The sequence below is a fragment of the Mycetocola sp. Y719 genome (assembly GCF_056713205.1).
On the sequence record NZ_JBWYGY010000003.1, the window covers coordinates 368,356 to 382,327 of the forward strand.

At 66.2% G+C, this 13,972-nt stretch carries 9 protein-coding genes; 1 reads left to right on the forward strand and 8 read right to left on the reverse strand.

Going from position 1 to position 13,972, the window contains the following annotated elements; genetic code table 11:
* Positions 1 to 54: 54 nt before the first annotated feature.
* The 8 genes from AC1M0F_RS13670 to AC1M0F_RS13705 form a co-directional block, all read right to left on the reverse strand.
* Positions 55 to 1,803, reverse strand: a complete 1,749-nt coding sequence (locus AC1M0F_RS13670) for a DUF5605 domain-containing protein (protein ID WP_480238801.1) — start codon at positions 1,801 to 1,803, stop codon at positions 55 to 57.
* A gap of 4 nt (positions 1,804 to 1,807) precedes the next feature.
* A complete protein-coding gene (locus tag AC1M0F_RS13675; protein WP_480238802.1) occupies positions 1,808 to 3,307 on the reverse strand; it encodes a glycoside hydrolase family 43 protein in 1,500 nt (499 codons plus the stop codon).
* The gene (locus tag AC1M0F_RS13680; protein ID WP_480238803.1) at positions 3,304 to 5,781 is read right to left on the reverse strand and encodes a beta-glucosidase family protein; all 2,478 of its coding nucleotides are present in this window, start codon (positions 5,779 to 5,781) and stop codon (positions 3,304 to 3,306) included. Before AC1M0F_RS13680 ends, AC1M0F_RS13675 begins: the two co-directional genes overlap by 4 nt.
* A 59-nt stretch (positions 5,782 to 5,840) precedes the next feature.
* Positions 5,841 to 8,009 (reverse strand): beta-galactosidase, encoded by a 2,169-nt coding sequence (locus AC1M0F_RS13685; RefSeq protein WP_480238804.1) that lies wholly within the window; start codon positions 8,007 to 8,009, stop codon positions 5,841 to 5,843.
* Positions 8,006 to 8,869 carry an ATP-binding cassette domain-containing protein gene (locus tag AC1M0F_RS13690; RefSeq protein WP_480238805.1) on the reverse strand — a complete coding sequence of 288 codons (864 nt, stop codon included), beginning with the start codon at positions 8,867 to 8,869 and terminating at the stop codon, positions 8,006 to 8,008. The genes AC1M0F_RS13685 and AC1M0F_RS13690 overlap by 4 nt, the downstream gene beginning before the upstream one ends.
* A complete protein-coding gene (locus AC1M0F_RS13695; protein WP_480238806.1) occupies positions 8,866 to 10,683 on the reverse strand; it encodes a dipeptide/oligopeptide/nickel ABC transporter permease/ATP-binding protein in 1,818 nt (605 codons plus the stop codon). The genes AC1M0F_RS13690 and AC1M0F_RS13695 overlap by 4 nt, the downstream gene beginning before the upstream one ends.
* On the reverse strand, positions 10,680 to 11,621 hold the full coding sequence (locus AC1M0F_RS13700) for an ABC transporter permease (RefSeq protein ID WP_480238807.1): 942 nt from the start codon (positions 11,619 to 11,621) through the stop codon (positions 10,680 to 10,682). Before AC1M0F_RS13700 ends, AC1M0F_RS13695 begins: the two co-directional genes overlap by 4 nt.
* A gap of 70 nt (positions 11,622 to 11,691) precedes the next feature.
* Entirely contained in the window at positions 11,692 to 13,212 is a 1,521-nt protein-coding gene (locus AC1M0F_RS13705) for an ABC transporter substrate-binding protein (RefSeq protein ID WP_480238808.1), read from the reverse strand.
* Positions 13,213 to 13,325: 113 nt separating this feature from the next.
* On the opposite strand from AC1M0F_RS13705, the gene AC1M0F_RS13710 reads away from it, so the two are divergent.
* Positions 13,326 to 13,928, forward strand: a complete 603-nt coding sequence (locus tag AC1M0F_RS13710; RefSeq protein WP_480238809.1) for a TetR/AcrR family transcriptional regulator — start codon at positions 13,326 to 13,328, stop codon at positions 13,926 to 13,928.
* Positions 13,929 to 13,972 lie beyond the last annotated feature (44 nt).

Consider the following 13,972-nt stretch of genomic DNA (forward strand, 5'->3'; position numbering starts at 1 on the left):
AATGCTGCAAAAGCATCCTGACAACCGTGCGATCTCCTGCGCGAGGTTCGAAACCTAGACCGCCGTCATCCTCACGGCCATGAACTGGCGGCCGGGAAGCGGCACCTCGAAGAAGCCCTCGACGGTGCCGTCGAGCCGCTCCACCTTCATGTTCCACGTGTCGATGACGTCGACCACGTACTCCCGACCAGGCGGCAGCACGATGTTGCGGTACCGCGGCTGCCCGAAGCCGAGGTAGAGGAGGTAGTACGAACCCGCGACTCCGGCCCACGGCACGTCCCAGTCCGACGGCAGGGGATCGAGCACGCCACCGGGCGCCTCCGCCGTGATCTCGGCCAGGAACCGGATGCGATCGGGGCTCGATCCGACGAGCTCCCCACCCTTCGACCACCAGAGTTCCTCGCGTTCGTTGAGGTAGGTCTCGCCGTGCCCGACGTATCCACCGCGCACCGCGCCTTCCCAGAACCGACGCACCATCTCTTCGCCGGTGATGTTGCCCCAGCCCTGGTCGATGTCGCCCTCGTAGGCGCACTCGTCGATGACGACCGGCTTGTGCCATTCGTCACGCCAGGCATCCGTGTTCTCAGCGGTCTTGTACACGTCGATCCGCTGCACGCTGCAGTGCGTGATCCACGGCTTCGAGTAGTCGTAGAAGCCCAGGCAGTTGTGGATCGAAAGCAGGTGCCCGACCGGGTCGTTGGCCGTCACGACGGTCGCGAGGCGCTCCCAGTCGTCGATCGACTTCCACGGCAGCAGGTCGTACTCGTTGGCGAGGGACCACCAGACCGACGGATGCGCCGCGAGCCGGCGCACGAGGTACGTCACGAAGCGGTCGTCCCCGGCCGCTCCTATCTTCGAGAATCCCCAGCGGTCGTAGGCGTGGAAAAGGATGAGATCGGCTTCGATCCCCAGTTCGGCGAGCTGCTCGATCCGCTGCTCCAGTTTCTGGAAATAGGCGGGATTGAACCGCGTAAAGTCCCAGCCGTCCCCGAGCGACCCCTCGAACGGATACAGGGAGGGGTCGTTCGCGTTGAACAGGTACGCCTTCGGAAAGACGCACATCCGCATCTTGTTGAACGGCGAGGTGGCCAGAGTGTTCAGAGTGTCGTTCTCGAGCTCGTCGGTCTGATGCGTCCACGCGTACGCGGTGGTGCCGATCGGCAGGTACCGCGTGCCGTCCGCGTACCGGAAGTGGTGGGTGTCCGCCACGACGACGTGCCCACGCGATTCAGGATCACCGGCGCAGGTCACTGTGCCGACGTGCTTGTCGAGCGATCGGGCGTTCGACGACGTCGTGAAGGTCCACTCGCCGACGGCATCCGCCAGGAACCGGATCCGCCAGGTGCCATCGCCGTCGTAGAAGCCGCCGACCGTCCGGCTCGAACCCCCTCCGGTCACGGTCGCGGTCAGCTCGACGTCGGTGAACGGATTGCCGTGGCTGGGCCCGGCGAGCGTGATCTCGACCCGCCCTCGCAGGCCGACACTCGACGGCGCTGTCAGCGTCGCGGATGCCACCGGCACAGTCGACGCCTCATAGTTCGGGTCGATCTCGACGTAACCAGCCTCCGTCGGCGCCTCTGCGGCCGAGTCGCTCAGCGCGGCGAGCCGTTCCCACAACTGGTCGAGCACGGCGGTGTCGTCGCGGACGGCCGGAGAGATCATCACGACGTTTCCGACCGGCATCCAGGCGAGTTGCTGGGCCATCGGGGCGTTGATCACCCCGGGGATGAGTTCCGTGAGGATGCGGTTGCCCTCCGGGTTACTGAGCACCTCTGCGAGTGACGCTGTTTTGTCGAACCCCATGAACCTAGTCCTTTCCGGTGTACCTGAACGAGTCGAACGCCACTATTCCATCCACGGCATACAAGCCGATCACGCGGCCGGTGAACGAGGCTGCGGTCTCCTGGGAGAGATAGCGGCCGTCGACCCGCGCAAGCTCGACGCGGTTATCACCGTCGCCGACGCTGAGCACGACGATATCGCTCGTCAGGTTCGCGAGGATCCCCTCACCATCTGACGGCACGAAGTCGATGCCGAGTGTCGTTGCTCCTTCGGCGACGGGCACACTCCAGGTCTGCCGGATCCCGGCGACAGCCGCACGGGCTGTCGCCTCTCCGCCTGCGACCTCGATCTCGTAGTGGTGGTCCTCGTCGTACCGCACGCTGAGTCCGCCACGTCCGGTGCCGGGGTCGATCACGACGGATGCCGACGCCCACGGATGCTGCTGCCTCCAGCCGATGAGTGCCGGGCGCTGGTCGTCGAGGGTCGACCCGTCACCGTGGAGAGTGAGCCAGCCCGGCCGCTCGCTGAGCGACGACACGTCAGCGGGGAACCTGCGGATCGAGATCCAGAGGGGAGAGAGCGCAGGCTCATCGAAGTCGGTTTCGAACGCCGTCACGCCCGGCCTCGGGTTGAGCAGAACGGGTTCGGCGACGAGCCAGTCGTTCTCCCAGCGGGCCTCGGTGATGAAGGTCTCACGTCCAAGGGCCGAGAACGCCTGGGTCATTCCGCCGGGGCGCATGCCGAGCATGATGAGCGCCCAGCCGCCGTCCGGGGTCTCGACGAGATCGCCGTGACCGGTGTTCTGGATCTCGCGCCCGGTGCTGCGAGCGGAGAGGATCGGGTTGCCCGGCCCGCCGCCGTCGGCGAACGGCCCGGCCGGGGAATCGCCGCGGGCCACACTGATGCCGTGCCCGCGTTCGGTGCCGCCCTCGGCGATCAGCAGATACCAGTAGTTCCCGTGCTGATAGAGGTGCGGCGCCTCGGGGAACTTCAGTCCGGTCCCGGACCACAACTGCCGGGGCTCACTCGTCGGAGTTCCCGTCTCGAGGTCGACGGTGATCTGCAGGATGCCGCCATGCGGGCCTGGATCGTTACCCGACGTCGTGTCGAGCCCCGAATACGTGATGTACGCGGTCCCGTCGTCGCCCCACGCCAGGTCGGGGTCGATGCCGTGGATTCCGTCGACGACGATCCCGTCGCTCCACGGACCGGAGGGGGACGTCGCGGTGAAGATCAGCATGCCGCGAGCCATGGCATCCGTCACGACGACGTAGTACAGAGAATCGCGGTGCCGGATCGTGGGAGCCCACGCCCCGCCAAGCGTCGGCACGTTCTCGGAGTGGAGCTGGCCGGGCCGGTCGACGACGTTGCCGATCTGCGTCCAGGTGACGAGATCGGTGCTGTGGAAGATCGGGATGCCGGGCAGGTACTCGAACGTGGAGGTGGCGAGGTAGTAGTCCCCGCCCACCTTCACGACGCTCGGGTCCGGGTAGAAGCCGGAGATCAGCGGGTTGGGGTACGTCATGCGGTCAGCTCGACAGTCGTTCCGAGCGGCAGGTCCATGACGCTGGTGCCGGCGTACAGCTGGAAGGTGCCCGGCTCGTAGTGCCAGCCGTCCTGCCAGTCGGCGAACGACCGCGCGGGAATGGTGACGGTGGCGGTCACGCTCTCGCCCGCTTCCGCTGAAACAGCTGCGTAGCCGACGAGCCAGCGCACCGGCCGGTCGATAGAGCTGTCGGGGCGCGCGGCGTAGAGCTGCACGACCTGCTTTCCGGCGCGGTCGCCGGTGTTGGTGACGCGAACGGATGCCGTCAGATCGCTGTCCGCGGTCACGGCGGCCGAGTCGATCGTCAGGTCCGCCAGTTCCCAGCTGGTGTAGCCGAGGCCGTGCCCGAACGGGTAGGCAGGCTCGGTGCCGGCCTTGAGCCACGCGCGGTAGCCGATGTGGATGGTCTCGTCATACCGAACGATGCCGTCCTTCGGCGTGACGTCGAGAACGGGCACGTCCTCCACGGCGATCGGCCAGGTGGTGGGCAGGCGTCCACCGGGCTCGGCGAGTCCGAGCAGGATGTCGGCGAGCGCGTCGCCGTATTCCTGCCCTCCGAACCAGGTGAGGAGCACGGCCGAAACATCGTCGCGCCAGGGCAGCAGCACCGGCGAACCGGAGTTGACCACGACGACGGTGCGCGGGTTCACGGCGGCTACGGCCGCGACGAGTTCGTCCTGGCGGCCAGGAAGTGCGAGCGAGTCCCGGTCATAGCCCTCCGACTCGACCTTGGCGTTGGTTCCGACCACGACGACGGCGACGTCGGCCTCGCGGGCCGCGGCGACGGCCTCGGCGAGAAGCGCGTCAGGGTTCGAGCGGTCCGGTTCGATGCCGATGGTGATGCCGAGCACTCCGTCGAGGGCCGACGGGCCCGATGTCTCGAACTCGATGGTGATGTCGATCGGCTCGCCCTCACGCACGGAAACCGGAACGGATGCCGAGGGCGGCGCGAGGAAGGCCGCTCCCAGGTCGGTACCGACGGACTCGACGGTGGCTTCACGACGGACTTCGCCGTCGATGATGATGCGTCCGGTGCCGACGGCAGCGAAGCCGACGAGGATCTCGCCTGTCGCCACCGGCAGGTAGCGGGTCGAGAACTCGAGCACGCTCGAGCGGCCTATCGGAGCGTCGCCGCCGAACCAGATCAGGGCGCTGGCCAGACGATCCTCGCGGAACAGTTCCACACCGTCCCCGTCGAGGAAGCGGACGAGGGCGCCTGGCGTCCCTGTGGACGGGTTGGTCATGCTCGCCAGGGGGAACTCTGCGATGCCCTCCTGCACGACGGTGCCGGTCGAGTAGCTGACCTCGGCGTTCGGAAGGGCAGAACGGATGCCGTCGAGAGGCGTCACGATCTTCTCGGGCAGCACAGTGGCACTGCCTCCGCCCTGCGTGCGGGCGTGGCGGGCGTTGTCGCCGATCACGGCCACGCGGGTGAGAGCATCCGCAGACCAGGGCAACTCGCCGGTGTTGCGGACGAGCACGGACCCGGCCACCTCGGCCTCACGGACGAACGCGACACCGTCTTCAACCCGGACCGGAGCCGGTACGGCAGGGTCGAAGCCCTCGAGGGCGCCGACGCGGGCGGCAAGCGTGAGAACGCGCAGGACCTTGCGGTCGATGGCTGCCTCCTCGACGTCACCGGCACGGACCGCGGCGACGAGGGCATCGCCCCACGGGCCGGCAGGGCCTGGCATGACGAGGTCCTGGGAGTGCTTCGCGCTCTCCAGGCTGCGCACGGCGGTCCAGTCGCTGATGACGACACCGTCGAAACCCCACTCGGAGTTCAGCGGCGTTTCGAGCAGCTCGTTCTCGGTGGCGGTCGCTCCGTTGATCGAGTTGTACGAGCTCATGATCAGCCACGCGTGTGCCTCGGTCACAGCCTTCTCGAACGCGAGCAGGTAGAGCTCGCGGAGGGTGCGGTCGTCGACCTTCACGTCGACGGTGAAGCGGTCGGTCTCGAAGTCGTTGGCGATGTAGTGCTTCGGTGTCGCGCCGACACCGTTCTCCTGCACGCCGGAGACGTACGCGGCGGCGAGTGTCGACGTGAGGGTCGGGTCCTCGCTGAAGCATTCGAAGTGCCGTCCGCCCAGCGGGGAGCGGTGGAGGTTGATGGTCGGGCCGAGAACGACGTCGACACCCTTACGACGCGCCTCGACGGCAGCGACGTTGCCGTAGCGGCGTGCGATCGCCGGGTCCCAGGAGGATCCGAGCGCGGTGGCAGACGGCAGGTTGAGGGAGGGGCTGCGTTCGTCCCAGACCTCGCCCCGCACACCGGACGGCCCGTCGGAGACGAGGATGCGGCGGAGTCCGATCTTCTCGAGCGGCCAGGTGGCCCAGAAGTCGTGGCCGGTGAGCAGCAGGACCTTCTCTTCGAGGCGGAGTTGCCCGAGCAGATCGCTGAGGCGCTCCTCGAGGTCTGTGGGGGTTGCCGGCTGGGCGGTGGCCTGAGTCATGGCGACAGTCACTTTCTAACGGTGGTGCAGGGAAACGGGGAGGAAGCGGAAGGGGCCGGTCAGCCGGCATCCGTCGATTCAGAGGTAGCGAAGACACGCACGTCCCACGGCCCGAGGGCGATCGGGCCACCGGGGTCCACGGTTTCGTCGCTGAGGAGGTCACGGATCGCCACCGGTGCAGCTGTTGACGCAGGGTCCCACGACCAGTTGTGGACGAAGAAGGTACGGATGCCGTCGGCGGTGGTCGAGCTCGTCACCGTCACCGATGCGGGCAGATCTGCCCAGCCGGCGACCGGGTCGGGAACGAGCCACGCAGCGATCGACCGCGCGAGTCCGTGGTCGGGCACGGTACCGACGACGGTGACCCGTCCGGCTCCGCTCGCACGGGTGGTGATCGCCGGCCAGCGACCCAGGTGCGGATGCCGGTAGTGGGCAAGAGCCGTCGCCGGCTCCGTGTCGCTGAGGGTGAGCCCGTCGACCCAGTCTGTGGCGTGCGCGTCGCCCACCACCTGGAAGCCCGTCGAGGCATCCGCGGTCACCCCCACCGGCTTCGGAAGGTTGGCGAACTCGTCGTACCAGGTGCCTGCCGCGTCGGCGAGGCGCGCGGGCTGCACGTCGAGACGGGCGCGGCTCTCACGGTCGGCGTATGCCGACCGTGGGCCGAGCACGAGGTGGCCTCCGGCATCCGCATATGCGTCGAGCCAGTCGAGTTCCTCATCGGCCGCCGTGAAGAAGGCGGGGATGAGGAGGACCGGGTATCGGGCGGCGAACGCCATCGGGTCCCCGCCGTCGATGGCATCCACGCCGGGCGTCGCCCGGGTCGGGAACACCTGCTGCGGCCGCACGAGCCGGGTCTGCAGCCCGGCGTCGAACGCGCCCCTCACGAAGGAGGCGAGGATCTTGCGGTAGGCATCCGGGTCCATGTACGCGCCTGGTGCGCCGAACGGCGCCTGCGACGCGAGAGCGAACTTGCTGTCGGAATCGTAGAGAACGGCGATGTCGGCATCCGGCGTGCCGCGGCGCACCGCGGCCCCTGCCCTGGCGAACTCGGAGCCCAGCCGGGCCAGTTCCCGGTAGGTTCTGCCGGGCTTCTGGCTGTGCGGCAGGATTCCGCCCCAGTAGGTTTCTGTCCCGAAATGCAGGGAGTGCCAGTGCCAGTACTCGATCATGTCAGCGCCGCGGGAGACGAGCGCCCAGGCCGCCTGGCGCCACTGGCCGTCGTACGGCGAGAAGTTCAGCGACGAGTGCCCGATCGATGAGGCGTTGGTCTCGGTGACGAGGAACGACGACTGCTTTGACGAGTACATCAGGTCGGCGAGGTGGTACAGCGCCCAGGTTCCCTTGACGATCCAGTTGTTCGATCGCTCTTCGGTCGATGGATGAGCGAGGGAGGCTTCCATCTCGTAGTACGCGTTGCCGGCTGAGATGTCGAGCTGCGCAGACAGGTCCACGTCTTCGACGCCGTCCTGCTCGTACGAGATACAGGTGGTGACGAAATGCTCCGGGTCGGCGATCCCCCGCACGATGTCGGCCTGCCACCCGATGTACTCAGTGACGAGCTTCGCCTGGAACCGCCGCCACGCCAGCGCGTACTGCGGCTGGAAGTTGCGGTCGGGCACCCAGAGGTCGGCCCAGGTCGACAGGCGGTGCGACCAATAGACGAGGCCCCACTCACGGTTGAGGGTGTCGACGTCGCCGTAGATGCCCCGCAGGTAGTCGATGAACTGCTGGAAGACGCCCCGGTTGTAGAGCAGGTGGATGCCTGGCTCGTTGTCGACCTGGTAGCCGATGATCGCCGGGTGATCCTTGTACCGTTCGACGATCCGACGGATGATCCGCTCGGCGTGGAAACGGAACGCCGGGTGGGTGAAGTCCATCTCCTGCCTGCTGCCCCAGGTGAACGGGACGCCGGTGGCCGAGTCTCCGGCGATCTCCGGGTAGAGACGGGCGAGCCACATCGGGAGCGCGTAGGTCGGAGTACCGAGGATCACGCCGATGCCGCGTTCATGGGCGCCGTCGAGGACGGGCTGCAACCAGTCGAGGTCGAAGACGCCGTTCTCGGGTTCCCACGTCGACCACACGGATTCGCCGACACGAATGACGGTGAATCCGGCTTCGACCATGAGGTCGAGGTCTTCGTCGAGCCGGGGGCTCGGCTGGTACTCGTGGTAGTACGCGGCGCCGAATCGGATGCCGTCGAAAGCGGCGTCCGGCACAGCATCCGTCATGAGAGTGCCCCAGCCTGGAGGTCCTGTTCCTTCTGGATGGCGAGCAGCCGCTGCCGCTCGGCACGCCGTTGCTCCTGACGGTCGGGGTCGGGGATCGGCGCGGCGAGGAACAACCGCTGCGTGTACGGATGTTCGGGGGCGGATGTCACCTGGTCGCCATTGCCCCACTCCACGATCTCACCGTGGAACATCACGGCGACGCGGTGGCTGAGGTGGCGCACGACGGCCAGGTCGTGGGAGACGAAGAGGTAGGCGACGCCGGTGCGTTCCTGGATCTCCTTGAACAGATCGAGCACGCGCTCCTGCGTCGAGAGGTCGAGCGCCGAGACGGGTTCGTCGCAGACGATCAGCCGGGGGTCGAGGGCAAGCGCCCGCGCGATCGCGATGCGCTGACGCTGCCCGCCGGAGAAGTCACGCGGCAGCCGGTCGGCGGCGTTGCTGGGCAGCCCCACCTGGTCGAGGAGATCCAGCACGCGTTTGGTCGCGGTCTTGCCGTCGACCTTGCGCATGGTGAGCGGCTCCACGAGGATCTGCTCGATCGTCAGGGATGGGTTGAGCGACGTGTACGGGTCCTGGAACACGACCTGGATGTCGCTGGAGAGGGCGCGGCGTTCCTTCCGGCCGAGGTGCGCGATGTCGCGCCCCTTGTAGAGGATCTCCCCACCGGTGACGGGAGCGAGACCGAGCACGGCGCGACCGAGTGTGGTTTTGCCTGACCCGGACTCACCGACGAGACCGACGGTTTCACCGGGGCGGATGTCGAGTGAGACGCCCTTGAGTGCGCGGAAGGGCGGCTTCCGGAATCCCTTGACCGGGTATTCGACGACGACGTCCTTGACGTCGAGCAGTGGCTCGTTCACAGCTGGACTCCCTGCGTTGTGGTGTGCGGCGGCGCGCCGGTGAGTTCTCCCCGCGCCTTGCCGTCCTCGAGGATGGCCGCGAGCAATGACTGGGTGTACGGGTGCTTGGCCGAGTTGAAGATGGCCCGGACGGGGCCGGTCTCGATGATCCGGCCGTGCCGCATCACCGATACCCGATCGCACAGGTCGGCGACGACACCGAAGTTGTGGGTGACGAGGATGACACCCATGTTCAGTTCGTCCTGCAAACGCCGGAGCAATTCGAGGATCTCGGCCTGCACCGTGACATCCAGCGCCGTCGTCGGTTCGTCGGCGATGAGCAGGTCGGGTTCGCACGAGATCGCGCCGGCGATGAGCACACGCTGCGCCATTCCACCTGACACTTCGTGCGGGTACGCCGCGAACGTGCGCTTCGGGTTCGGGATGCCGACATGGGCGAGCAGTTCGAGAGCCTTTGCCGTGGCCTCCTTCTTCGACAGGCCGAGGCAGACCCGCATCGGCTCGACCAGCTGGCTGCCGATCGTGAACGACGCGTCGAGGTTCGACATCGGCTCCTGCGGGATGTACGCGATCTTCCTCCCACGGATCCGGGTCATCTCCCTCTCCGTGGCGTGAGCGAGCTCCTTGCCTTCGAAGACGATGGCGCCATTGGTGACGTGTCCGCCTTCGGGCAGGAGACGCAGAATCGACCAGGCGGTCTGTGTCTTGCCCGAGCCGGATTCTCCGATCAGGCCGTGCACTTCGCCGCGGCGCACGGTGAGCGACACGTCGTGGACGACCGTCTTGGTCGACCCGTCCGGCTGGGCATAGCCGATCGACAGGTCGCTGATGTCGAGGAGGACTTCTCCGGTCCTCGCCTCGGTCCGAGCGTCCTCGTCGTGGGTGACGGCGGGGACCTTGTCCGGGTCGATCGTGCCTGCGGCCGGCTTCAGCTTGAGCTTCTTCGGCTTGGTGCCGCTGCGCTCGAGCACATCCCGCATGGTACTGGCCAGAAGGGTCAGGGCCATACACGTCAGGGCGAGCACGAGGCTGGGCCAGAGGATGAGGAGCGGCGCCTTGTAGATGTTGACGAAGCCATCGTTGAGCATCGTTCCCCAGGTGGGGATCGTCATGTCGCCGAGCCCGAGGAAGTCGAGTCCGGCCTGGATTGCGATGGCGATTCCCAGGATCATGGCGGCCTGGATGATTACTGGGGCTCGGACGACGGTCAGGATGTGACGGCCGATGATGCTGCCATCGCTGAGACCGGAAACGCGGGCGGCATCCACGTAGAGCTCATCGCGCACGGCAGTGACCGAGGCGTAGACCAGACGGAAGAAGGCCGGGGAGAGGATGACACCGAAGATGGCCATCGACAACCACATCGATGGGCCGACGACGGCACGGGCGGCCAGAAGGACCACGAAGGCCGGCAACGCCATGAGCAGTCCGGCGAACCAGGATGACACGCTGTCGAACCAGCCACGGTAGTACCCGGCGAGCAGTCCACCGGTCACTCCGATGACCGCGGCGACCGTGAGGGCGAGCAGGCCGCCGGCGAGACTGAAGCGCCCGGCATAGAGCAGCCGGGAGAAGACATCGCGGCCGGCGCTGTCGAATCCGAGCGGGTGCCCCTCACTGGGCGGCCCGAGGACGTTCTGAAGCGATGCCTGGTTCGGGTCGATCGGCGTGATGAGGGGCGCGAAGATCGCACTGAGCACGAGGAGGGCGAGGAAGACGATTGACGCGAGGCCCACCGGGTTCTTCAGCAGACGCACGATCAGAGACGTGCGAGCCGCCTTCGGGGGAATGGTGGCGGGAGTCAGGTCGATCATGCGAGCCTCACCTTCGGGTTGAGCCAGCCCTGGAGCAGGTCGATGAGCAGGTTGACGATGACGACGATCGCAGCTGTGGCGACGACCAGGCCCATCACCATGGGGATGTCGCCCTGGCTGGTGGCGATGACCGCGACCTGACCGAGGCCGGGGATGGCGAAGATCTGCTCGACGATGACGGCACCGCCGAGAAGCCCGACGAACTGCACGGCGAGGATGGCGAGCGCAGGACCGCCGGCGTTGCGGAGAACGTGTTTGTAGACGACCCGGTTGTGCGACAAGCCCCTGCTTCGCAAGGTGCGCACGTAGTCCCGGTGGAGTGCGTCCACGACCGAACCGCGCACCTGCTGGGTGACACCGGCGATACAGCCGATGGAGAGGGCGATGATCGGCAGGGTGACGCTTGCGAGCCACTCACTTGGGGAAACTGTGAATGGCACGTAGCCCGTCGGTTTGAACCATTTGAGGTTGAGGGCGAAGAGGGTCACGAGTCCCAGAGCGATGAGGAAGCCGGGGATCGCGAAACCGAGGATGGAGATTCCCTGGACGACCCTGTCGACCCAGCCTCCGTGGACGGCTGCCCAGACGCCGAGGATGACGGACACGATTGCGGTGATGATGGTGGCGCCGATGACGATCGAGAGCGTCACCGTGAGTCGGGAGGAGATCCCCTCGGTGACGGGTTGCCCGGTGAACCAGCTCGTGCCCAGGTCTCCGGTCAGGGCCGAGGTGAGCCAGTCGAAGTACTGAACGATGATCGGCCGGTCGAGCCCCAGTTCGGCGGTCTTCTGGGCGACGGTTTCCTGAGTGGCCGACTGGCCGAGGATGCGCCGGGCGATGTTGCCGCCGCCGAGGTAGAGCAGCACATAGGCGATCACGGAGATCGCGAAGAGGAGGACGACTCCGGATGCCAGCCGCCGCAGGATGAAACCAAACATCGTTGTTTTCCTAGCTGTAGAACTGAGGGGGAGCCGGGTCGCGCGTCGCCGCGCGACTCGGCGGGTGTGCCTAGGACTTCGGCGTGAAGTTCCAGAGGTACGGGTAGGCATTGCCGACCTGCGTCTTGACGTCGGTCTTGGCATCCGTCACGTAGCTGGACTGCATCCGGTACCAGGGGGCGAACCATGCCTGCTCGACGATGTAGGTGTTGAGGTCCTTCACCGCGGCATCGGACTCGTCCTGCGATCCGTTGTGGACCGTCTCGATGAGAGCGTCAACCTTCGGGTCCTGGTACTTCGTCGGGTTGAAGGTCGCGTTCGGCGCGATCGAGAAGTTGATCAGTGCCCAGTCCGGGTCCTGCTGCAGGATCATGTAGGTCGATCCGTACTTGGGAGCGAGGATGTCGGTGATGAAGTTGTTGCCGGCGTCCACGAACTTGACGGTGATCCCGACATCCTTCAGCTGCTGGCCGATCAGGGTGAAGACGGTGCTGCCGAGCAGGGCGCTCGACGGCATGGTCAGGGTGAGCCCGTCTTCGTAGCCGGCCTCGGCCAGGAGGTCCTTGGCCTTCTCGGGGTCGAACGAGTACATCTTGTCGAGTTCCTCGTCGTAGCCGACCGAGCTCGTCGGGAAGATCTGTGACGTCGGCGTACCGAGGTCCTGGCCGACAGCCTTGAGCAGTGCCTTGGTGTCGAACGCGTAGTTGATCGCCTGGCGCACCCGGACGTCCTTGAGTGCGGGCTCGATGGTGCCGCCGCGGTCGAAGAGGATCAGACCTGTCCAGTTGAGTTCGAAGGCGTTGACCGTGTAGCCGGCGGCTTCCATCTCCTTGAGGTCGTTGTTGCTCGGAGTGTTCGCTCCGTTCACCTGACCACCCTTGATCGCGTTGAGCAGCGAGGTGGGGTCTGCGTAAACCTTGAGCGACAGGGCGTCGTAGTGGACGGTGTCGGGGTTCCAGTAATCCTTGTTCTCGGTGAACTCGTAGGAGGTTCCGACGACGGTCGCCTTGGTGTCGAGGATGTACGGACCTGAGCCGACCGGGTTGGTCTTGATGTCCTCGTTCTCGAACGAGGCGGGGCTCTGCACCATGCCGGCGTTCTGAGTCAGTGCGACGAGGAGGTTCGGGTCGGACTGGCTGAGAGTGACCTCGACGGTGGTCTCGTCGATCGCCTTGGCATCGGCGACGGCCGCGAGAAGCGATTTGTTCGGCGAGGTGCCGTCGCGGAACCGGAGGATGTTCTGCGCGGCGGCCTCGGCGTCGAACGTCGTGTCATCGGTGAAGGTGACGTCGTCGCGGAGAGTGAGGGTCAGGACGGTGTTGTCTTCGTTGTACTCCCACTTGGTGGCGAGGTTCTCAACGATCTCGCCTTCGGGGTTGGCCTTGAGGAGGGTGTCGTACACGGCCTGGCCGTATGGCGACTCGTTGGCGAAGTTGATCGCCTGGGCCTCGAAGGTCGTGGCCGGAACGAGGACACCGAGCGTGAGCTTCGCCGAGCTGGTGCTGTCTGTCGTCGACCCGCCTGCGGAGCATCCCGTCAGGGCGAGTGCGAGCACCGCGGCAACTGCGGCGGCTCTTTTCCATCGGAACATCATTGGTCCCTTTCAGCTGTGGTGTAGACCCCCGTTGGGCTACGTCTGGAGTGAAATTAGCACGAAAAGCGAACAACCACTAGGTTTTCGTGGAACTGTTATAGAGTCACCCCATGACCATGACGGGAAAGCCTCGAGGCAAGTACGCCAAAACCGCAGGTCGACGGCGAGAAATCCTCGAGGCGGGCATCGAGGTATTTTCTGCAGGCGGATTCCGGAGCGGGTCCATCCGCGAGATCGCCGAGCGTGTGGGGATGAGCCAGGCCGGCCTCCTGCACCACTTCGCGAACAAGAATGAGCTGCTCGCGGCTGTGCTCGAGCTGCGTGACGATCAGTCGCGTGAGTACACCGGCAACCAGGGGGACGGGCTCACGACGATTCGCGGGCTGATCGACCTGGTCGAGCACAACTCGAGCGTGCCCGGCCTCGTCGAGTTGCACACGACCCTGTCGGCAGAGGCAACGGCGCCGGATCACCCGGCGCACGACTACTTCGTGCGACGATATGCGTATGTGACGGGTTTCATCACCACTGCGTTCGAGCAGATCCGGGACGCCGGAGACCTGGCACCAGGTGTCGACCCGGGCAGCGCCTCTCGCAGCATGACCGCGCTGATGGACGGCCTCCAGGTGCAGTGGCTCCTCGACAGGAGTTCGGTCGACATGGCCGAAGAGACGCGCACGTTCGTGCGGCGGCTGATCACGGTCGAACTCTGACGCCGGCCCTCGCTTCACCACGCCTGTACAGGAGATTGCACGGT

Bases quoted from the DNA above. Each gene is read 5' to 3' on its own strand.
- AC1M0F_RS13670 (WP_480238801.1), bottom strand. From the start codon at position 1,803: ATGGGGTTCGACAAAACAGCGTCACTCGCAGAGGTGCTCAGTAACCCG.
- AC1M0F_RS13700 (WP_480238807.1), bottom strand. From the start codon at position 11,621: ATGTTTGGTTTCATCCTGCGGCGGCTGGCATCCGGAGTCGTCCTCCTC.
- AC1M0F_RS13695 (WP_480238806.1), bottom strand. From the start codon at position 10,683: ATGATCGACCTGACTCCCGCCACCATTCCCCCGAAGGCGGCTCGCACG.
- AC1M0F_RS13685 (WP_480238804.1), bottom strand. From the start codon at position 8,009: ATGACGGATGCTGTGCCGGACGCCGCTTTCGACGGCATCCGATTCGGC.
- AC1M0F_RS13680 (WP_480238803.1), bottom strand. From the start codon at position 5,781: ATGACTCAGGCCACCGCCCAGCCGGCAACCCCCACAGACCTCGAGGAG.
- AC1M0F_RS13705 (WP_480238808.1), bottom strand. From the start codon at position 13,212: ATGTTCCGATGGAAAAGAGCCGCCGCAGTTGCCGCGGTGCTCGCACTC.
- AC1M0F_RS13710 (WP_480238809.1), top strand. From the start codon at position 13,326: ATGACCATGACGGGAAAGCCTCGAGGCAAGTACGCCAAAACCGCAGGT.
- AC1M0F_RS13675 (WP_480238802.1), bottom strand. From the start codon at position 3,307: ATGACGTACCCCAACCCGCTGATCTCCGGCTTCTACCCGGACCCGAGC.